Origin of the sequence: Neoroseomonas lacus, assembly GCF_014644535.1 — a bacterium.
In the GTDB taxonomy this organism is placed as follows: Bacteria; Pseudomonadota; Alphaproteobacteria; order Acetobacterales; family Acetobacteraceae; genus Neoroseomonas; species Neoroseomonas lacus.
Map to the genome: position 1 here is coordinate 101,433 of NZ_BMKW01000016.1, position 20,158 is coordinate 121,590.

Below are 20,158 nucleotides of genomic sequence, written 5' to 3' on the forward strand. Positions count from 1 at the left end.
ACGCCCCTCGAATCGCCATCGCCGGACAGCCGACGCGCGCCGCGATCAGTTCTTCTCGTCGCTGGTGATCCGGCCATCGACCAGATGCACGCGGCGTGTCGCCCGTCGCGCGAGTTCCGCGTCGTGCGTCACCACCAGCACGGCGCGGCCGTCCTCCTTGGCCAGCCGCGCGAAGATGTCGAAGACGGCGGCGGCATTCTTCGTGTCGAGATTGCCGGTCGGTTCGTCGGCCAGCAGCAGCACCGGGTCGTTGGCCAGGGCGCGCGCCACCGCGACGCGCTGGCGCATGCCGCCCGACAGTTGGTCGGGCATCTTCTCCGCCGCCGGCGCCAAGCCGAGCGCGTCGAGCAGCATCCGCGCCCGCGCTTCGGCAGCCGGCCGGGCCAGCGCGGCACGCCGGCGGATCGGGATCAGCACGTTGTCGAGGGTGCTGAATTCCGGCAGCAGGAAGTGGAACTGGAACACGAAGCCGAGGCGTGCGAGGCGCATAGCCGCGAGGTCCGGCGCGGGCAGCGCCGCGGTGTCGCGGCCTTCGAGCAGGACACGCCCGCTGGTCGGCCGGTCAAGCAGCCCGAGCAGATAAAGCAATGAGGATTTTCCCGACCCCGACGGCCCGGTGATGGCGACGAATTCGCCGCCGTCGATCGTCAGGTTGATGTCGCTGACCAGCGTGACGCCTTCGGGCAGGGTCTTGGTCACCCCTTGCGCGACGAGCAGCGGCGCAGGCGTGCTCACGCCGCCCCGCGGATGATCTGCACCGGGTCGAGCCGTGCGGCGCGACGTGCCGGGATCACCGCCGCCAGCGCCGCCGAGGCCATCGCGAAACCGGAGGCGATGGCATAGATCCGCCAGTCGCGCGCCAGCAGGAATCGATCATTTCCGGCCGGCGTCTCGGTGTGGAAACGCACCTGCGCGAGGCCCTCGATCATCAACTGCCCAATCAGGCAGCCGAGGGCGGCGCCGAGGAACCCCGCGATCAGCCCCTGCGCCAGGAACAGTAATTGCACATCGCCCTCGGTGAAGCCGAGCGACTTCAGGATGGCGATGTCGCGCGTCTTCTCGAACACGACGGTCGAGATGATATTGTAGATGCCAAACGCCGCGACGAGAAGGATCGCACCCGTCACGCTATACATGATGGCGTTCTGGATGACGAAGACGGTGAGTATGTTGCGGTTCTGCTCCTCCCAGCTCTCGGTGCGCTCGCCGAACCGCGCCTCGATCTCGCGCGCCAGCGGCTCGGCCTGCGTCACATCGCCCAGCCGCAGCAGGATCTGGTTCACCACATTGGGCCGGTCCTGCAGCACCTGGTTGACCTTGAGCAGCACATAGCCCGCCGATTGGTCGAGCGTGGCGAGGCCGGTGTGGAACAGCCCGACGATCTTCATCTGCAGCGAGACGCCGCGCGGCGAGACCGCGACGACCGTATCGCCAAGCTGGACGCCGAGGCGCAGCGCGAGGCTGTCGCCGATGATCAACCCATTGGCGGTAGCGCGCAGATCCTCCAGCCGGCCCGACAGCATGTCCTTCTCGATGTTGGAGACGCGGGCATAGCGTGTCGGGTCGACGCCGGTGACGGTGATCGTCACGTCGCGTGAGCCGTAGCGCAGCAGCGCCGCGCCGGTGAGGATGGGGGCCGCGGCAGCGCCGGGGATCGCCTCCAGCACCGCGAGCCTTTCGCCGGACGCGCGAATGCCGCGCAGGCGGTCCACCGGCTTCACGCCGTTGATCGCGACGGCGCCATCGGGTGCCGCCATGTGCGCGGCTTGCGGCGCCGGGCTACGCGTTTCGTCCTTGATGACGATGTGCGGCTGCACATCGATGACCTGCTGGATGAAGTAGGTCTGGAAGCCACGCATGATCGAGGTGATGGCGATGAAGAAGGCGACACCCAGCGCGACCCCAAGCACGCTGACCAGCGTCTGCCGTCGTCGCCGCGACAGCATGCCGCGGGCGAGGTCTATAATCAGCCTCATGGCCGCAGGCGGACCGCCTGGCCATCCGATAGGCTGGCCGGCGGGTTGAGGACCACCGCTTCGCCACGCGCGAGGCCGTGAAGGATTTCGACCGCGCGCGGGCCCTGCACGCCGACCTCGACCGGGCGGCGTTCGACGGTTTCGCGCTTCACCACGAAGACGCGGCCATCATGCACCGCCGCGGGCGGCACCAGCACGGCGTCGTCGGTCTGGCGCAGTACGATATTCGCCTCGACCGTCATGCCGATCATCAGCGGCGTGTCGTCGGGCAGGTTCAGCCGGACGCGATAGGCCTTGCGCGTCGCGTCGCCCTTGGGGGTGATCTGGCCGACAGTCGCGTTCAGGACCTGGTTGGGGAAGGCATCGGCGCGCAGCAGTACGCGCTGGCCTTCATGGACCTGCGCGATGTCTTCCTCATCCACCTCTGCGGTGATGCGCAGCGGGCGGGGCTCGCCGATCCAGAACAGGCTGGCTGGGGTGTCCACGACCTCGCCGACTTCGACATCGCGGCGCAGCACCACGCCGTCCGAGGGGGCGCGCACGATATAGTCGTCGAGCCGCCGGCGTGCCGCATCGGCCGCGGCGCCGACGGCGTGTGATTCGGACTCGGCCCGGTCGAGGGCGGAGCGCGAAGCGATGTCCCGCGTGACCAGGGTGCGGATGCGCGCGAGCTCATCCTCGGCGAAGCGGGCCCGGGCCTCGGCTTCCACGACGCGGTGGCGGGCCTCGCGGTCATCGAGCCGGGCCATGGGTTCACCCTCGGTGACGCGCCGGCCTTCCTGGACCATCACCTCGGTGACGCGGGCACGCACCGCGGGTCCGACGCGGGCCCATTGCACCGGCTCGACGCTGCCGGTGGCATAGACGGCGCGCAGCGCGGGGCCGGTGGTCGCCATCGCGATGGCGACGGCGGGCGGCATGGTCCACCAGAACCACCCGGCGCCGAGGGTGAGGATGAGGAAGATCAGGATAATGATACGGCGGCGCATGGTGTGGCATGGTTAGCACGGGAAGTGCTGCGACGCGGGGTGGTGAAACACACGGTTGCGCGCCGGGCCGCCGGGGGGTAGAGAGCGCCGCCCGGGCCGGCGTGGTGACACGCGGCGTCGACGGAGCCGGCATAGCTCAGTGGTAGAGCAACTGATTCGTAATCAGTAGGTCCGCGGTTCAAATCCGCGTGCCGGCACCATCGTTCCGCATCAGCCTTACCGACGATGGCCTTCATCTTGCATCTCCCGGACACCGGAGAGCCTTGGGCGGGCGCCCCGTTGAACCCCGGCCGCCTTCAGGCGCATCCTCGTCCTTGAGGGAGTGCCGATGACCCACCCGCCAGCCGCGCCAGCCCTGTGGGACACCGCCCCACTCCCCCGCGCCCCCCTGTACCTCCCCTACGACCCCGGCGCCTTCCGCATGGCGCTCGGCCTGACCGTGGTGCCGGAACCGGCCTGGATCGAGTTCGACCACCACTACCCCGCCCATCTCGCCGAACGCCGCCGCCTGCTCGCCCACCACCGCCCCGAGGTGCTCGACGCCACCCCCGGCTCCGAACCGATGCAGGACGAACTGCTCGACCTCCTGGCAACTCACCTCTGCCACCACCACCCCGGCTGGTTCACCCGCCACGGCACCACGCTGCACAACCACCTCCTGGGCGAGACCCTGCCCCTCACCGACGACCCGCTCGACCGCATCGGCCGCCTGGTGCAGGAGGATTTCTGCCTGCTGCGGGAGGAGCCGGACGCCACGCTCACCCTGGTCGCCGCCATCCTCTGCTTCCCCAGCCGCTGGCGCCTGTCCAGCAAGATCGGCCGCCCCCTCGGCGCCATCCACGGCCCGGTGCCGCTGTACAAGGACAAGCTGGAACGCCCGGTCGACCGCTTCCTCGCCGCGCTGAAGGCCGGCCGCATCGCCCAGCGCCTGAACTGGTCGATCATGGACGACGCCACCCTGTTCCAGCCCACCGGCCATGGCGTGAATGACGGCGAAAGCCAGGTCACCCCCGACACCGCCGGCGAGGCCCTCGTCATGCGCGTCGAACGCCAGACCTTCCGCCGCCTGCCCACGACCGGCGGCATCGCCTTCGGCATCCGCGTGCACGTCACGCCCCTGGCGCCGATCGTCGCGCAACCCGGCGAGGCTGCCCGCCTGCTGGCCGCAGTGCGCGCCCTCCCGCCCGAGATGGAGCGCTACAAAAGCATGCTGCCATTCCGCGCCGCCCTCGACACCTATCTCGAACGCCACGCCTGACGCCACCCGCAAAGGCCGAGCCCATGGCACGCCCCTTCGAGATGCTGTTCTCACCCTTTCGCCTGCGCGGAACAGAAATCCGCAACCGCATCCTCTCCACCGGCCACCAGACCTTCCTCGCCCGCGACGGCCTGCCGGGCGAAGCGATGATCGCCTATCATGAGGCCCGCGCCCGCGGCGGCGCCGGCCTCATCATCGTCGAATCCGCGCGCTTCCACGCCTCCTCGCTGACCGACTACCCGGAACTGATCGTCACCGACGACCGCTGCATCCCGGCCTATCGTGCCCTCGCCGAGGCAGTGCATCGCAACGGTGCGAGGATCTTCGGCCAGCTCTCCCATGCCGGCCGCGTCTCCAAGCGCGTCAGGGGCGGCCTGCGCGAGGTCGCCTACGCGCCCTCCGCCGTGCCGGACAACCGGTTCCACACCATGCCGCGCGAAATGCCGGTCGCTATGGTCGAGGAAATCGTCGCAAGCAGCGGCGCCGCCGCCGGCCGCCTCGCCGAGGCCGGGCTGGACGGCGTCGAACTGCTCGCCAGCCACGGCCTGCTCTTCGCGCAATTCCTCAACCCCCGCACCAACCTGCGCAATGACCGCTATGGCGGCTCGCCGGAGAACCGCCTGCGCTTCCTGGCCGAGGGCCTCGCCGCGGTGCGCCGCGCTGTGGGGGACCGCATCGTCGGCATGCGCATCTCCGCCGAGGAGATCGAGCCGGACGGCCTGCAGGCCGATGAGGTGATCGCCGCCTGCAAGGCCTTGGCGGCCATTGGTGCGCTCGACTACGTCAACATCACCATGGGCTCGATGGCCGGGCAGGGCGGCTCGATCCATGTCGTGCCGCCGATGGGCTACGCCCCCGCCTATGTGGCGCCCCAGGCCGGCACGCTGCGCGCCGAGACCGGCTTGCCCGTCTTCGTTGCCGGCCGCATCAACCAGCCGCAGATCGCCGAAGCCGTGCTGCGCGCCGGCCAGGCCGACATGTGCGGCATGACGCGCGCGATGATCGCCGACCCCGACCTCGCCGTGAAAGCGCAGGCGGGCCGGCTCGATGACATCCGCGCCTGCATCGCCTGCAACCAGGCCTGCATCGGCCATTTCCACGCCGGCTACAGCATCTCCTGCATCCAGAACCCGGTGACGGGGCGCGAGGCGACGCTCACGTCGCTGCCCCCCGCAGTCCCGGCCCGACGCATCCTCGTCATCGGCGGCGGCCCGGCCGGCATGAAGGCCGCGGTGACCGCCGCGCAACGGGGCCACTGCGTGACCCTGTGCGAGGCCGCGCCCCGCCTCGGCGGCCAGGCCCTGCTCGCGCAACTACTGCCCGACCGTGCGGAGTTCGGCGGCCTGATCACCAATCTCGTACACGAACTGGCCCAGGGCGGCGTGGAATTGCGCCTGAACACCCTCGTCGATCGCGCCATGGTCGAACACTTCGCCCCTGATACCGTCATCCTCGCCACCGGCGCGCGCGCCTATGACCCCGAGATCGAAGGCCGCGAGGATGGCCACCTCGTCGATGCCTGGTCGGCGATCCAGGGCAGCGCCAATATCGGCAGCCGCGTGCTGGTGGCCGACTGGCGTGCCGATTGGGTCGGCATGGGTCTTGCCGAGAAGCTGGCGCTCGCCGGCCACCAGGTTACGCTCGCGGTGAATGCGCCGCATGCCGGCTTCAACCTGCAACTCTATCTGCGCAGCCATTGGGTCGGCCGGCTGCACCGCCTCGGCGTCGAGATCCTGCCCGATGCGCGCCTCTACGGCGTCGATGGCACCACCGCGTATCTCCTGCACGCCACCTCTGGCGACCCGATCATCCGCGAGGCGGTGGACACGGTGGTGCTGGCCAGCGGCCATACGGCGGAGACGGCGCTGGAACAGGCGCTGGAAAACCTTGCCTGCCCGGTGCGGCTGGTCGGCGATTGCCTGTCGCCGCGCAGCGCGGAGGAAGCGATCTACGAAGGTTTCATCGCCGGCCGTGAGGTATGACGGCACGCGACGCCGCATCACGGCGCGCGCGTGATGGGATGGGCGTCGGCGACGACGTTCCGACACTGGCTACGACCGTCCCGCGCCGCCGCGCGGCGATCATGAATGCGCACGTCGTCGCGTCCATGGCCTGCGCCGCGCCAACCGTCATCGGCTTCCTCGCCGCCTGGAGCAGATCGCGCCTGACCGGCATCAGCTTGGCGCGTGAACATGCGCGATCAAACAATGGCACGGCGCGGCTTGCGCGAGCGCAGTCGAACGCAAGACGCTCCATGCGAAGGTGCGTGATGGCCCCCGCCGCAGTTCGCGTCGACGGCGCTGCTGCCGGCACCGCACATCGTCACCACTATCGACGTGACGCTGCTCGCGCTGCCGGTGGATAAAGCCGCGCGGCGCCTGCGCGACGATTCGCGCGATTGACGCGCGCGACATTCCTGCGACTATCACCCCAACGCTTTTCCGGGAGCATCGGCGCACACGGCTCAGGCACGTCATCCTGAGGATGTCGCATGCGTATCGCGCCGGACCACCGAGTATTCAGCCCTTCATCGCATGGCAGCGGCATGCCTGCCGCCGCATGGTCGCGGCAGGGGCGGCGCGCATGACCGCGCTGCGCCTGCTGACCATTGCCGAGGCCGCGCGGCGCATCGCCGCGCGCGACCTCTCACCGGTCGAGCTCACCCGCGCCTTCCTCGACCGTATCGCCACCACGGACGGCGTGCTGCACAGCTTCATCGCCGTCACCGCGGATGCCGCGCTGGCCGAGGCGAAGCAGGCCGAGGCCGCCATCATGGCCGGGGGGGCGCGTGGCCCGCTGCACGGCGTGCCCTACGCCCTCAAGGATATCTACGACACCGCCGGCCTGGCGACGACGGCGCATTCCGCCCGCTGCAAGGACCGCGTCCCGGACACGGACGCACATGCGGTGGCCATGTTGCGCGCGGCCGGCGGCGTGCTGCTCGGCAAGCTCGCCACGCATGAATTCGCCACCGGCGGCCCGTCCTGGGACCTGCCCTGGCCGGCGGCACGCAACCCATGGGACATCGCGCGTTTCCCGGGCGGTTCTTCCTCCGGTTCGGGCGCGGCGGTCGCGGCCGCCCTGGTGCCGGGCGCGATGGGCTCGGACACCGGCGGCTCGATCCGCCTGCCCGCCGCCTTCTGCGGCACGGCGGGGATCAAGCCGACCTATGGCCGCGTCAGCAAGCGCGGCGTGCTGCCGCTCTCCTTCACGCTCGACAATGCCGGCCCGCTCGCCTGGACGGTCGAGGATTGCGCGATCCTGCTGCAGGCGATCGCCGGGCATGACCCGCTCGACCCCGCCAGCGCCGACGTCCCGCTGCCCGACTTCCGCGCCACGCTGGCCAATGGCGTGAAGGGCCTGCGCATCGGCGTGGTGCGCCATTGGTACGATGGCGATCGCCGGGCGTCGCCCGAGGTCATCGCCGCCATGGATGCGGCGATCGAGGTGCTCCGCGCGCTGGGCGCCGAGATCCGCGAGGTCACGCTGCGCCCACTCGCCGACTACCAGGCCTGCATGCGCATCATCGGCCTGTCCGAATCCTTCGCTATCCATGCCGATCATCTGCGCGACACGCCGCAGGACTATGGCGAAGTCTTCCGCTACCGCATCATGCCCGGCGCCTTCGTGCCCGCGACGGACTACGTGCAGGCGCTGCGCCTGCAACGCGTGCTGGCGCAGCAGATGTTCGACGCGCTGCGCGACGTCGATGCGCTGGTCACCGCCAGCATCTGGGGCGAGGCACCGCTGATGGCGCCGATGCGCGCCGAGGCGAATTTCGCCGCCCCGCCGCTGACCAACCCGTTCAACGTCTCGCAACTCCCCGCGCTGTCATTGTGCAACGGCTTCTCGGCCGCCGGGCTGCCGCTGTCGATGCAGATCGCCGGTCGCGCCTTCGACGAAGCGACGGTGCTGCGCATCGGCCATGCCTACGAACAGGCAACGCCCTGGCGCGCACGCCGGCCAGAGGTGCCGGCCACGCCCTTCATCGACAGCGCCGCCGACCAGACGGCACCACCACCATCGGATGCGGCGCGCGAAACCTACGCGGTCCTCGCCGCCCGCGCCGCGCTCCCGCTCGATGCACGACAATTCGCCCAGGCCTGCGAGGCGCTGCCGCATGTCGAGGCGATGGGCGCCGCGCTGCCGCGCAACCTGCCCTTCGGCGCGGAACTCGCCACCACCAACCTCTTCGACGCGGAGTGACCGCCATGCCCGACACCGCATCGGCACCGGCCGAACTGCATCACCTGACCATCGCCGAGGCCGCTGCGCTGATCGCCGCGCGGCGGCTCTCGCCGGTCGAACTCACCCGCGCCTTCCTCGCGCGCATCGAGGCCGTGGACCCGCAGCTCAACGCCTACCTGCTGGTGACGGCGGACCTTGCCCTCAACCAGGCGCGAGAGGCGGAGGCGGAGATCATGGCCGGCCGCTACCGTGGCCCGCTGCACGGCATTCCTTATGCGTTGAAGGACATCTACTGCACCGCCGGCATCCGCACGACGGGCCATTCGCGCAGCGCACAACACTTCGTGCCGAGCGAGGATGCCGAGACCGTCGCCCGGTTGCGCATGGCCGGCGCGGTGCTGCTCGGTAAGCTCGCGACGCATGAGTTCGCCCATGGCGGTCCGAGCTTCGACCTGCCCTGGCCGCCGGCGCGCAACCCGTGGGATCGCGGCCGCATCACCGGCGGGTCGTCGTCGGGTTCCGGCGCGGCGGTGGCCGCCGGCCTCGCGATGGGCGCACTCGGCTCCGACACCGGTGGGTCGATCCGCAACCCCGCCGCGCTCTGCGGCCTGGCGGGGCTAAAGCCGACCTATGGGCTGATCAGCCGGCGCGGCATCTGGACCAACAGCTTCTCCTACGACCATGCCGGGCCGATGACCTGGACGGTCGAGGATTGCGCGCTGATGCTGCAATCCCTCGCTGGCCACGATCCGCTCGACCCCGCCAGCGCGACCCTGGCGGTGCCCGACTACGCCGCCGCGCTGACCGGCGACATCCGTGGCCTGCGCATCGGCGTGCTGCGCCATCAATACGAGGTCGAGGTGCCGGTGCCCGCCGTGGTGCGGGTGGCGATGGAAGCGGCGCTCGAGGTGCTGCGCGGCCTCGGCGCGACGCTCGAGGAGGTCCGCATCCGCCCGGCGCAGGACTATACCGACGTGAAGATCGTCGGCGCCGAAAGCGAACTCTACGCGGTGCACGAGGCCGGGCTGCGCGCGAACCCCGGCTTGTTCGGCGAGGATTTCCTCGGCCGTTCGCTCGCCGCCGTGCTGATCCGCGCCGAGGACTACGTCAATTCCCAGCGCGAGCGCCGCGCCATGGTGGCCGAGGCGAAGCCGCTCTGGTCGCGCTTCGACGCGCTGGTCACCGCCGGTCCCGGGCCCGCGGTGCCGCTCGATGCCTGGCGCACCATCCAATTCTGGCAGAAGCCGTCGCTGACCACGCCGTTCAACGTGCTCGGCGGGCCGGCGCTTGCTCACTGCATCGGCTACACGCCGGAAGGTCTGCCGCTGTCGATGCAGGTGGTGGGCGCGCCCTTCGCCGATGCGACGGTGATGCGCATCGCCGACGCCTATGAACGCGCGACACCCTGGCGGCAGCGCCGCCCGGTGCTCGACCCGAAGGCCGCGTTCTCGACCGCGTTGCCGCCGCTGCCCGACCCGACGCCGGCCGAGATTTCCGCCGCCGATCGCGACGCCGTCGCGCTGGTCGCGCGTCGTGCCGGGCTGTCGCTGAACGAACGGCAATTCGAACTCCTCTGCGCATCGGCGCCCTACGTCGAAGCCATGGCGCGCCGGCTGCGCCGACCGCGCGGCTTCGCCGAGGAACCGTCGAACGTGTTCCGCTTCACCGGATACGCGCCGTGACGTGCCGCCATGCCACCGCTGACAGGAGACCGATTGCCATGACGGAATTCACGCGACGCGACAGCCTCGCCCTCGGTGCCGCGATAGTGGGTGGCGCCTTCTCGTCGCCCGCCCTGGCACAGGCGGCCTCGGGCGGCGAACTGCGCATCGGCATGACGCTGAGCGACATCCCGACCGCGCGCGGCGCTCCCGACCAGGGCGGCGAGGGCATCCGCTGGATGGGCTTCACCCTCTATGATTCGCTGGTCTACTGGAATCTCGACCAGGAACGGACGATCCCCGACATCGTCCCCGCCCTCGCCGAGCGCTACTACCCGAATCCCGAGAACCCGAAGGAATGGATCTTCGAACTGCGCCGCGGCGTGCGCTTCCATGACGGCTCGACCTTCGACGCCGACGCGGTGATCTGGAACCTCGAGAAGCTGCTCAAGCGCGACGCGCCGCAGTATGACCCGCAGCAATCCCTGACGCTCGGCTTCCGCATCCCCGGCATCAAGACCTGGCGCCGCATCAACGACTTCAAAGTGGCGATCGGCGGCGACGCGCCCGATGCCTCCATGCTCGACCAAGTCGTCTTCATGCACATCTCGAGCCCGGCGCAATGGCGCAAGCTCGGCGGCTGGGAGGCCTTCAGCCTGCAGCCCTCCGGCACCGGCCCCTTCCGCGCGCAGGAGATCGTCCCCCGCCAGCGCGCCGTGCTGCTGCCCAACACCGAATACTGGGACGTCGCGCGGCGGCCCAAGCTCGACCGCCTGATGCTGCTGCCGATCCCTGACGGCAATATCCGCGTCGCCGCGCTGCTCACCGGCCAGGTGAATTTCATCGAGGCACCGCCGCCCGATGCCGTCCGCCGCCTGCGCTCCGCCGGCATGGTCATCAAGACCAATCCCTACCCGCATATCTGGCCCTATATCTTGCGCCTGTCCGGCGACAACACGCCGCTTTCCGATGTGCGCGTCCGCCGGGCGCTGAACCTCGCCATCAACCGCGAGGAACTGGTGGTGCTGCTCGGCGGCATGGCGGAACCGGCGCAGGGCATGGTGCTGCCCGACAGCCCCTGGTTCGGCCACCCGACCTTCAGGATCCGCTACGACCCGGCCGAGGCGCGACGCCTGCTCGCCGAGGCCGGCTACGGCCCGTCCAACCCGCTGCGCATCCGCTTCATGATCTCGGCCTCCGGCTCGGGCCAGATGCAGCCGCTGCCGATGAACGAATTCGTCCAGCAGAACCTGCGCGAAGTCGGCGTCGACCTGACCTTCGAGGTGGTGGAATGGAACGCGCTGCGCCAGCAACGCAGCCGCGGGCCGCTGGATGCGACCGCGCGCAGCCTGCACGCGCTGAACAACAGCATGGGGACATCCACCCCCTTCGATGCCTTCCAGCGCCATTTCAGCTGCGACGCCGCACCGCCGCGCGGCCTGAACTAGGCCGGCGTCTGCGACCCGTCATTGCAGGCAATGCTCGACCAGGCCTCGACCACCTTCGACACCGCCGAGCGCGACGCGATCGTCGCCCGTATCCACGAGCATGTCGTCGACAACGCCTATTGGCTGTGGGTGGTGCATGACGTGAACCCGCGCGCCCTACGGCCCGAAGTGCAGGGCTTCGCCCAGGCCAAGAGCTGGTACCAGGACCTCACCCAGGTCTTCATCCGGCGCTGAACCCGCGCGGCGCGGCGGTCCGATTCCCGTCTTCGGCCGCCGCCCGTCCCGCCCTACACTCGGCGGCGATGCCTGCGTCCAACCCCGCCATCGCCCGCCACCTGCTTCGCCGCGACGACGCCTTCCCGCGTCGCGCCGAGGCGCTCGGCTTCGGCTTCCATTCCCCCGACGAGCGCGAATACTGGGCGCGCGACGCCTGCTACGCCCTGACCCCCGAGGCGATCGACGCCCTCGACACGGCCGCGCGCGAGGCCAACGCCATGATCGCCGAAGCCGTGGACCGCGTCGTCCATCGCGGCGACTACCGCGCCTTCGGCTTCACCGACCGCCTCGCCGCGCTGGTCGAGGCCTCGTACCAGGCGCGCGAACCCTCCCTCTACGGCCGCTTCGATTTCCGCCTCGCCCCCGATGGCAGCATCAAGCTGTTCGAATTCAACGCCGAGACGCCCGCCGCTTTGCTCGAAGCCGCCGTGGTGCAACTCGCCTGGTTCGAGGAAACGCCGCCGGGTCCGACGACGCGCCCCGGCACCGACCAGTGGAACGCCATCGACGATGCCCTCGTCGCGCGCTGGCCGCGGCTCGGCCTGCCGCCGCACATTCACTTCGCCGCCGAACACGAACGCACGGATGAAGTTGCCCAGGTCGCCTACCTGATGGCCACCGCGCGCGCCGCCGGCCACGCGGCCGCCTTCATCCCGGTCGAGGACATCTCCTGGCAGGCCGAGACCGGCTTCGTCACGCCCGACGGCACCCCGCTCGCCGCTTGCTTCAAGCTCTACCCCTGGGACTGGCTCGATGCCGAGGAAGGCGGCCGCCTGCTGCCGCTCGGCGGCACCCGCTGGATCGAGCCGGCGCGACGCATGCTGCACGCCAACAAAGCGATCCTAGTCACATTGTGGGAGATGTTTCCCGGTCATCCTCTGCTGCTGCCGGCCTCGCTCGACCGCGCGGCGATCGACGGCCCGGCGATCGGCAAGCCGGCCCTTGGCCTGGAAGGACACGGCATGCGCGTGGAAGGCGTGGCGAACGACCCCTCGACCGAGATCGCCGAAGGTTTGCCTTCATCCCCTACGATCTGGCAAAAATGGGCGCCGCTGCCGGGGCACGCGACACCGCAGGGTGACGCCTTCCCGGTCATGGGCGTGTGGATCGTCGGCGATGAGCCCTGTGGGCTCGGCATCCGGGAGGGAGAAGAACTGGTGACGACGCTCGAGGACCGCTTCGTGCCCCATGTCGTGCTGTAGCGCATGCCGCAAACACCTGCGTTCACGCCACCTGTTCCAGCCATGCGTCGGCGAGCGTCGTCACCCGTTCGGATGATGCCCTCCGAACGCCATCCGCTCTAGGCGCCGATGCCCTTCCAACGCATCCCCGTCACCACGCCCGCCGACGCCATCGCCCGGCTGCGCGACCTCGGCATGCTCGCTCCCGGCCCGGACGGCCAACCCTGGTGGGTGACCGACGCGGCCTACCTGATCGACGCGGCGCTGGTCGACCGCGTCTACGAGGCCGCGACCGGCATCCAGAAGCGCTGCTACGCCGCGGTCGAGGCCTTGGTCGCCAGCGGCGACTACAACTATTTCGGCATCCACAACCCGGCGATGCGCGAGACCATCACCAAGTCCTGGCGCGCCAAGGATTCGCCCCTCTACGGCCGGATGGACTTCTCCTTCACGCCAGACGGCACGCCGATGTTGCTCGACTACGAGGCCGATTCTCCTTTCGGCCTGGCCGAGGCAGCCTACGTTCAGTGGGAATGGTTCGAGTCCTGGCAGGCCGCCTCCGGCACAGGTTCCGACAGCCAGGAGAACCTGATCTTCGAAAAGCTCACGGCGCATCTGCCCCTTGCCGCCCTGCCGACGCGCTTCGTCATCGCCTGTGGCGGGGAGACGCTGGTCAATGGCAGCCCCGCCGATACCGGCGAGCGCTTCGACGCCGAATTCATCGCCGAGATCGCCCGCAACGCCGGCCTGCGCCCCGGCATCTGCAGCATGGAACAGGTCGGCTGGGATCTCGACGCGAAATGCTTCACCGACGAGGCCGACGAACCGCTGCAAGCGATGGTGAAGATCTACCCCTGGGACTGGATGGAGGATGAGCCGAATGTCGAGGCGCTCCCCCAAAGCCGCACGCGCATCCTGCCCGGCGCCTGGACGCGCCTCGTCGCCGACAAGACCATGATGGCCCTGCTGTGGCACATGGAACCAGGGGCGCCGAACCTGCTGCCGACTTTCCTCGAACGCTCCGCCACCGGCGCTTTCGTCGCCAAGCCGCGGCGCGGCTGGGATGGCGAACATGTCTACCTGCCCGGCCAGACGCCCGGCGAGGTGCCGGAGAATGAGATGGGCCCACTGCTCTACCAGGCGCATTGCCCGCTGCCGGTGCTGCGTGCCGGCTCCGGCGAGGTCCACGCCAACCTCTCCGTCTGGATGATCGGTGGCGAACCCGCCGGCATCGCCTTCCGTGAATCGCTCGGCCCCGTCACCGGGCCCGCCGCGCGCTTCGTGCCGCATATCCTGCGCGGCTGACGCGCGCCAAGAAGGGACGCCCCGCATGTCCGCCGCCGAGATCCTGCATTTGTTTCCCGCCACCCTCCTCAGCTTCCTCGTCGCCTTCTCGCTCGGCGCGGTGTTCTGGGTGGGCGGGCTCGTCATCGTCTCGCTGATCACGCCGATCTCGGAACTGACGCTGCTGCGCGCCGGCAACCTGCCCTGCGCCCTGGCCTTTGGCGGCAAGGCGCTCGGCATGGTGCTGCCGATCGCCGCCGTCGCGCGCACCGCCGCCGGCCCGCTCGACCAGATCATCTGGTGCATCGTCGCGGTCGCCGTGCAGCTTGTCGTCCACCTGATCCTGACGACACTGCTGGCCGGCCGGCTGAAGCAGGAGATCGACGCTGACCAGCTCGGCGGCGCCGCCGTCTTCGTTGCCTTTATGCAGGTCGGCGCCGGCATCCTGAACAACGCCGTCATGTCGGGCTGACGCACCGCGATGACGCAGCCCGTGCGCCCCCCCCGCCGCCGTTCCCGCACCATCCGCGCCGCCGCGCTGGTGACGCTGGGCCTCGGCGTGGTGGGCTGCGACGACACGCCGGCCGACCTGCCGGACCGCACGGAATCCCGGCTGGACGCCTGCCGCGCGGCACATCGGCGCCTCGGTGACGACCCGGCCAATTGCGACCGGCTGGAGGACGTCCTGGCGCGCGAACAGACCGAGACGCGCCCGCGCTTCGCCACCGTCGCCGCCTGCGAAACCCTGTTCGGCCGCGGCGCCTGCGAGGGCGAAACACTCGCCGCCACCGGCCCGGGTTGGCGGCCCACGCTGGTCGGCTGGGTGCGCGTGCCGGGCGGCACGGGCGCGGTGGAACCGGCCATCCGCGACCGCGACGGCCAGAGCTGGGCGCTGCCCGAGCCGACCAAGCTTGCCGCCAACCCCGTTGCCACACAGCCGCCGCCGCGCGCGGTGACGACGCTCGACTACACCGCCAATGCACGCACGCCGCTCAATGTCAGCCTCGCCTATTACCGCCTCGCGCCGGTCTATCCGGACCAGGCGAGTTGCGACGCTGAATGGCGGTCCTGCGAACGCCTCGACCTGCCGCTGCCGACGCGCTTCGGGACGCAGGAGAGCTGTCGCGCCAGCTGGTCGCAATGCCAGGAGGTCGAGCTGCCGCCGGCCGCGCTGGCCGTCGCAGCCGCCAACCCGCCGACCAGCGGGAGCAGCAGCACGACGCCGCGCACCTGGTGGGGCGGCTACAATTCCTTCTGGTATGGCCGCTATGGCGGCGGCATCGGCCCGCGCTACCAGGGCTGGACCTGGACGGCGGACCGCCAGCCCACCGCCGCCTATCGCCCGGCCACCGGCACCGGCCCGCTGCGCGCCTGGGACAGCGGCACCCGCTCGCTCGCGCCGGCCAACCGCATGGCCACCTATGACGGCGGCACCAGCGCTCGGCAGGGCGGTACCAGCATTTCACGGCCGACCTCGGTCGTCACCCGCGCCGGCTTTGGGTCGACCGGCCGCAGCTATTCGTCGGGGGGCTGAGCGATGAAGGCCACCGATGCCGTCCAGCGCACCCGGGCTACGCTGCGCGCGGCGCAGCCACACGAGACGCTGCTGACGAATTTCCAGCGGCGCGTCGTCCTCGCGCTGTTCGGTGCCGGCATCGCCTATCTGCTGGTGGGACTGCTGCTGCTGCCCCATGGCGCGGTGTTCTGGCTCGGCTTCGTGGTGCTGCCGCCGCTGGCCGGCGGGCTCGCCGCGATGTTCGGCGGCGGGCCCGGCCAGCGGCTCGATGCCTGGCTGCTGAATGGTGGCGCGGCGAAGCAGGACCCGAAGCCGACCCCGGCCGCCGCGCTGCCCGAGGCGGCGCGCAGCGCCTTGCAGGTGGCGGCGGTGCCGGCGTTGCTCGGCGAACTCGTCCGTGCCGGAGCGGCGATGCCGGCCGCCGAGAAGGCCGCCGCGGGCCGGTTGTTCCGCGCCGTCATCGCCTTCTCGAACGGCCCTGCCGAGAGCACCGCGCGGGCGGCGCTGGCGCGGGAACTGCCGGGCCTCGTGGCCGGGCTCGCCACGGGCGGGACGGCCGCCATCGCGGCGGCGGACGCGGCGGTGTTGAGGCTCGCCCCGCCAGCGGGTGGTGCGGCATGAACCCGCTGGTCCTGCGTGCCCGGCTCTGTCTGTTGGGCGCCGCCGTGCTGATGCTGTTCGGCGGCATGCTGTTCGCCGTGGCGCGGTGGAACGGCGCGGCGACCGACCGTGCCTTCGTCGAGGCCGCCGCTCGCGCGGCCAGTCTGCCGCCGGCCGCGCCACTCTCGCCGCGCTATTGGGCACCAACGGCCGACGCGCGGCCCAACCCCGCTGCCACCGGCCTGATCGAGGCGGCGGAGCGCCGGCGCACCGCGCCAGCCACGCCGCCGCCGCAGACGACGGGCGGCAAGCCCCCGGCGGCCGCGCCATGATCCTGTCCATCCTGTTCCTGCTGGGGGCGGTCGTACTGGTGCTCCTCGCCTGGCGGTCGCTGCGTGCGGCGCGTGGCGGTGGCACGCAGTCCGGCGCGCCGCTGCGGCTGGTGGTCGAGCTCGCGCGCGGCGATGACCGGCCAGGCCTGCGGCTCGAACGTGGCGATGCCGTGCTATTCGGCCCGATCGCGGCACCCTGGGCGCCGCCGGCCGCGCTGTCCCAGGCGCTCGGCAATGCGGAGGCGACGCCTGGGCGGCTGGGTGGCGCGATGCTGCCCGGCACCTATCGCGTCGTCGCCCTGGTGGATTTGTCCGGCACGGATGTGCTCGCCAGCGGCGTGGCCGCGCTGGACAAGCCGCTGCGCGAGGCGCTGGGGGCTTCGGCGCTGCTTCTTGAAGCGGTGGAGGGTGGCGCGCCGCTGCTGCTGCATGGCGCGGATGGCCGGGCCGGCGGCAGCATCGGCGGCGTCTGCTTGCCGGCGGCGCGCTTCACTGAGCTGGTCGGCATGGTCGGGCCTGCGCCGGGGCTGCAGGTGGACATCGTGCGCCGACGCATCCAGCGCGCCGGATGGGGCGGCGAGCGCGCGCATCGGCGGCGGGTGGGCCATACCAGCGGCCCTTGACCTTGACCGGTGGGACCGAGAGGGGCGTCGCCCCTTTCGCGTTCTCCCCACCTGAGAGACCGTTTGAAAATGCGCCAGGAGGCGCATTTTGAGGTCCGGCACCGGCCCGCACCCCCACCCGGCCACCCACGCCAGTATTCTGGAATGGGTGGCCGGGTGGGGGTGCGGGCCGGTGCTGGGCCTTTCAAACGGTCTCTGAGCCCCAGAGCGGATTGCGTTCGACTGCGCTCACGCAAATCGCTCGAACCTTCTGTTTGATAGAGCATCGTCACGCGCCTGACTGATTCCAGTCAGGCGCGATCTGCTCCAAGGCCTTTGGAAACCTCGACCTGGTGCTCTGCGCCACGGTCAGCAGCGGTACCGAGACCCACCCTTGCGCACGAAGCGCTCGCTGCGGCCACCGCATGCGCTTCACGCCCAGCGCCAAAAGACGGCATTCCAAAGTGCACTGCACTTTGGCGGGGTGGCTTGGAGGGGCGGCGCCCCTCCAACCTTTCCTCCTCGGTCGTCAAACAGCGACGTTGGCATGGCTCCAGTCACGCGCGATCCACTCAGGGGCAGATCGCCGTCGGACGGAGCCAACCGGCGGCGTTGAGGTGGTCGTCCAGGATCGCCGGGAGCAGGCGGCGTGAACGCAGCATGCTCCAGGTCCCTGACGCAGGCGCGCGCGGGCGACGCGATCATCCCGCCGCCTTGGAACTCGACAGGGCCTCCGCTACACCGGACGAGGCCGTCGACCGGGCCGCCGGGTCCGGTCGGCCACCTGAAGCACCTCGACGGATACCGCCCGATGCAGGTCACCGAGACCGTCCATGATGCCCTGAAGCGCGCCTACGTCATCACCCTGCCGGCGGCCCATATCGCCGCGCTGCGCGACCAGCGGGTGGCCGAGATCGCCCGGTCCGTGCCGATCTCCGGCTTTCGCCGCGGGGAGGCTCCGTTTCCCGCCGTCATGCAGCGCTTCGGCACCTCGGTGCTGGGTGAGGTGGTGGAACAGGAAGTCGCCACCGCGGTGCGGCAATTGCTCGCCGACCATGCGCTGCGGCCGGCGCAGGAGCCGAGGATCGTCGTCGGCACCTTCATCGAGGGCCGTGACCTCACGATCAATGTCGCGCTCGAGGAACTGCCCGACGTGCCGCTGCCCGACGTCACCGGCATCCGGGTCGAGCGGCTGCGCGCACAGCCGACCGAGACGCATCTGCGCCAGGCCCTCGCCCGCCTCGCCGACCGGCACGGCACGACGGAGGATGTCCCACCCCGGCCGGCGGCACCTGGCGACATCCTGGTCTGCGACCTCGAAGGCGGACTGCCCGTCGACTTGCTCAGCAACGGCGCCGGCCGGGGGGCGCGCGCCGGCATTCCCGGCCTGCCGCCGACGGATTGGTCGATCGACCTCTCCCCCGGGCTGGAACAGGAGATCACTGCCACCGGCCTCGACGGCGGGCTGCCCTGCCTCGACCTCGCGCTGCGCGGCACGACCCGCGCCGGGGCTTTCCTGCGCGTCTTCGCGGCCAGGCCGAACGGGCTCAAGGCCACGGCCGGACAAGTGCTGACGCTATGCATGCGCGCGCGCATCCTCGCCGGCGCCCTGCCGGCCGGCAGCGAGGTCCGGCTCGGCTTCAACGAACGCTCCGAGGCGGCCTTCCTACGCAGCCTGCGCCAACCCGCCAAGCTCGGCGCCGAGGAGATGCGCCTGACCGTCCCGACCACCGACAACCCGACCCTCGCCCATGCCCGCCCGGTGCTCGAGATCGGCTTCAAGCCGGGCCAGGAGGTCGACCTCACCCTGCGCATCGGCCCCGCGCGCGTTTTCCCCGGCGCCGAGGAACCCGCCGCCCTGCTGTTCGGGGGCGGCAGCCTGGCGGGCCAGGCGATCGAGATCGGCGGCCCCGACGTCGCGCCCGGTTTCTCGGCGCAGCTCGAAGGCCTCGCGCCGGGCGAGACGCGCGTGGTCGAGGCATTGCTGCCCGCCAACCATGCGGTGACCGAACTGGCCGGCCAGCGCGCGCGCTACCTCGTCACCGCCACGGCGCTGCGTCGGCGCCGGCCGCTCGCCCAGGATGATACGCTGGCGCGCGCGGTCGGCCTCGCCGACGTCGCGGCGCTGGAAGCCACCGTGCTGCGCTCCCTGCGCCGCGAATACGACCAGCGCGCCCGCCTGCGCCTGAAGGCGGCGCTGCTCGGGGCTGTCGCCGCGAGCGCAGATTTCCCGGTGCCGGAATGCCTGCGCGTGGCGGAACTCACCCAGATCTGGGAACGTGTGCGGGCCGAGCGGAGCGCCGGGCGTGCCGACGCGGCCGATGCCGTCAGGGAGGAGGCCGCCCTGCACGTCGAATACCGCGCCCTGGCCGAGCGCCGGGTCCGCCTGCGCCTGCTGATCGCGGAAATCGCCCGTGTCCACGACCTGCGGGTGACGGAGGAGGAGATGGCCCAGGCCATCCGCCAGGACGCCGCGCGCTATCCGGGGCAGGAACGCCAGGTGCTCGACTTCTATCGCGGCAATGACCGCGCGCTGGAGGCCCTCCGCGCACCCTTGCTCGAGGAAAAGGTGGTCGACCTGCTGATCAGCCAGGCCGCGGTGAGCGAGCGCGAGGTGAGTCCTGAGGAACTCGGGGCGGCAGCGTAGCCGTCCCGCCGGCGACGTCCGCCGGATGTCCGGCGACGGTCGCGGGCAGGCTCGTCACTGGCAACAAGGGCCGGCGCTACATCCGACGGGTCGGGCCGACGAGGGGCGCCGCCCCTCGAGCACCCCGCCAGGAAACTCAGTTTCCTGGACCTTCGCGCGATTTCTCCGAAATCGACGAGGCGCCGCCAGGGCTCATGCCA

17 protein-coding genes and 1 tRNA gene are annotated in these 20,158 nt (G+C 70.8%); 15 read left to right on the forward strand and 3 right to left on the reverse strand.

Annotated elements, in window-relative coordinates; translation table 11 throughout:
• Window positions 1-45: 45 nt before the first annotated feature.
• From IEY36_RS26140 to IEY36_RS26150, 3 genes are read right to left on the reverse strand one after another with little or no spacing between them, the layout of a single operon-like run.
• Window positions 46-735: an ABC transporter ATP-binding protein gene (locus tag IEY36_RS26140; protein ID WP_188972490.1), complete on the reverse strand. Its 690-nt coding sequence runs from the start codon at window positions 733-735 to the stop codon at window positions 46-48.
• Window positions 732-1,976, reverse strand: coding sequence for an ABC transporter permease (locus IEY36_RS26145; RefSeq protein ID WP_188972492.1), 1,245 nt, complete (start codon window positions 1,974-1,976; stop codon window positions 732-734). The genes IEY36_RS26140 and IEY36_RS26145 overlap by 4 nt, the downstream gene beginning before the upstream one ends.
• Window positions 1,973-2,965: an efflux RND transporter periplasmic adaptor subunit gene (locus tag IEY36_RS26150; RefSeq protein WP_188972494.1), complete on the reverse strand. Its 993-nt coding sequence runs from the start codon at window positions 2,963-2,965 to the stop codon at window positions 1,973-1,975. The genes IEY36_RS26145 and IEY36_RS26150 overlap by 4 nt, the downstream gene beginning before the upstream one ends.
• Window positions 2,966-3,090: 125 nt before the next feature.
• Here IEY36_RS26150 and IEY36_RS26155 point away from each other — a divergent pair.
• From IEY36_RS26155 to IEY36_RS26220, 15 genes are all read left to right on the forward strand, one after another.
• A tRNA-Thr gene (locus IEY36_RS26155) sits at window positions 3,091-3,165 on the forward strand.
• Window positions 3,166-3,293: 128 nt separating this feature from the next.
• A complete protein-coding gene (locus IEY36_RS26160) occupies window positions 3,294-4,223 on the forward strand; it encodes a heme-dependent oxidative N-demethylase family protein (protein WP_188972496.1) in 930 nt (309 codons plus the stop codon).
• A 23-nt stretch (window positions 4,224-4,246) separates the two neighbouring features.
• A complete protein-coding gene (locus tag IEY36_RS26165) occupies window positions 4,247-6,205 on the forward strand; it encodes an oxidoreductase (protein WP_188972498.1) in 1,959 nt (652 codons plus the stop codon).
• 601 nt (window positions 6,206-6,806) lie between these two features.
• Window positions 6,807-8,429 carry an amidase gene (locus IEY36_RS26170; protein WP_188972500.1) on the forward strand — a complete coding sequence of 541 codons (1,623 nt, stop codon included), beginning with the start codon at window positions 6,807-6,809 and terminating at the stop codon, window positions 8,427-8,429.
• Between the two features lie 5 nt (window positions 8,430-8,434).
• Window positions 8,435-10,093, forward strand: a complete 1,659-nt coding sequence (locus IEY36_RS26175) for an amidase (RefSeq protein WP_188972502.1) — start codon at window positions 8,435-8,437, stop codon at window positions 10,091-10,093.
• Between the two features lie 38 nt (window positions 10,094-10,131).
• Window positions 10,132-11,520 carry an ABC transporter substrate-binding protein gene (locus IEY36_RS26180; protein WP_229681586.1) on the forward strand — a complete coding sequence of 463 codons (1,389 nt, stop codon included), beginning with the start codon at window positions 10,132-10,134 and terminating at the stop codon, window positions 11,518-11,520.
• 30 nt (window positions 11,521-11,550) lie between these two features.
• Window positions 11,551-11,754 carry a hypothetical protein gene (locus IEY36_RS30840; RefSeq protein WP_229681587.1) on the forward strand — a complete coding sequence of 68 codons (204 nt, stop codon included), beginning with the start codon at window positions 11,551-11,553 and terminating at the stop codon, window positions 11,752-11,754.
• 68 nt (window positions 11,755-11,822) lie between these two features.
• Complete coding sequence (locus IEY36_RS26185; protein ID WP_188972504.1) at window positions 11,823-12,998, forward strand: glutathionylspermidine synthase family protein; 1,176 nt, start codon at window positions 11,823-11,825, stop codon at window positions 12,996-12,998.
• Between the two features lie 108 nt (window positions 12,999-13,106).
• Window positions 13,107-14,282 (forward strand): glutathionylspermidine synthase family protein, encoded by a 1,176-nt coding sequence (locus tag IEY36_RS26190; protein WP_188972506.1) that lies wholly within the window; start codon window positions 13,107-13,109, stop codon window positions 14,280-14,282.
• 25 nt (window positions 14,283-14,307) lie between these two features.
• Window positions 14,308-14,733: a DUF350 domain-containing protein gene (locus IEY36_RS26195; protein ID WP_188972508.1), complete on the forward strand. Its 426-nt coding sequence runs from the start codon at window positions 14,308-14,310 to the stop codon at window positions 14,731-14,733.
• Between the two features lie 21 nt (window positions 14,734-14,754).
• Window positions 14,755-15,795, forward strand: a complete 1,041-nt coding sequence (locus IEY36_RS26200) for a DUF1190 domain-containing protein (protein ID WP_188972510.1) — start codon at window positions 14,755-14,757, stop codon at window positions 15,793-15,795.
• A gap of 3 nt (window positions 15,796-15,798) precedes the next feature.
• Window positions 15,799-16,398 (forward strand): hypothetical protein, encoded by a 600-nt coding sequence (locus IEY36_RS26205; protein WP_188972512.1) that lies wholly within the window; start codon window positions 15,799-15,801, stop codon window positions 16,396-16,398.
• A complete protein-coding gene (locus IEY36_RS26210) occupies window positions 16,395-16,709 on the forward strand; it encodes a hypothetical protein (RefSeq protein WP_188972513.1) in 315 nt (104 codons plus the stop codon). Before IEY36_RS26205 ends, IEY36_RS26210 begins: the two co-directional genes overlap by 4 nt.
• Window positions 16,706-17,332, forward strand: coding sequence for a hypothetical protein (locus IEY36_RS26215; protein ID WP_188972515.1), 627 nt, complete (start codon window positions 16,706-16,708; stop codon window positions 17,330-17,332). The genes IEY36_RS26210 and IEY36_RS26215 overlap by 4 nt, the downstream gene beginning before the upstream one ends.
• 790 nt (window positions 17,333-18,122) lie before the next feature.
• Window positions 18,123-19,958: a trigger factor gene (locus IEY36_RS26220; protein ID WP_188972517.1), complete on the forward strand. Its 1,836-nt coding sequence runs from the start codon at window positions 18,123-18,125 to the stop codon at window positions 19,956-19,958.
• Window positions 19,959-20,158 lie beyond the last annotated feature (200 nt).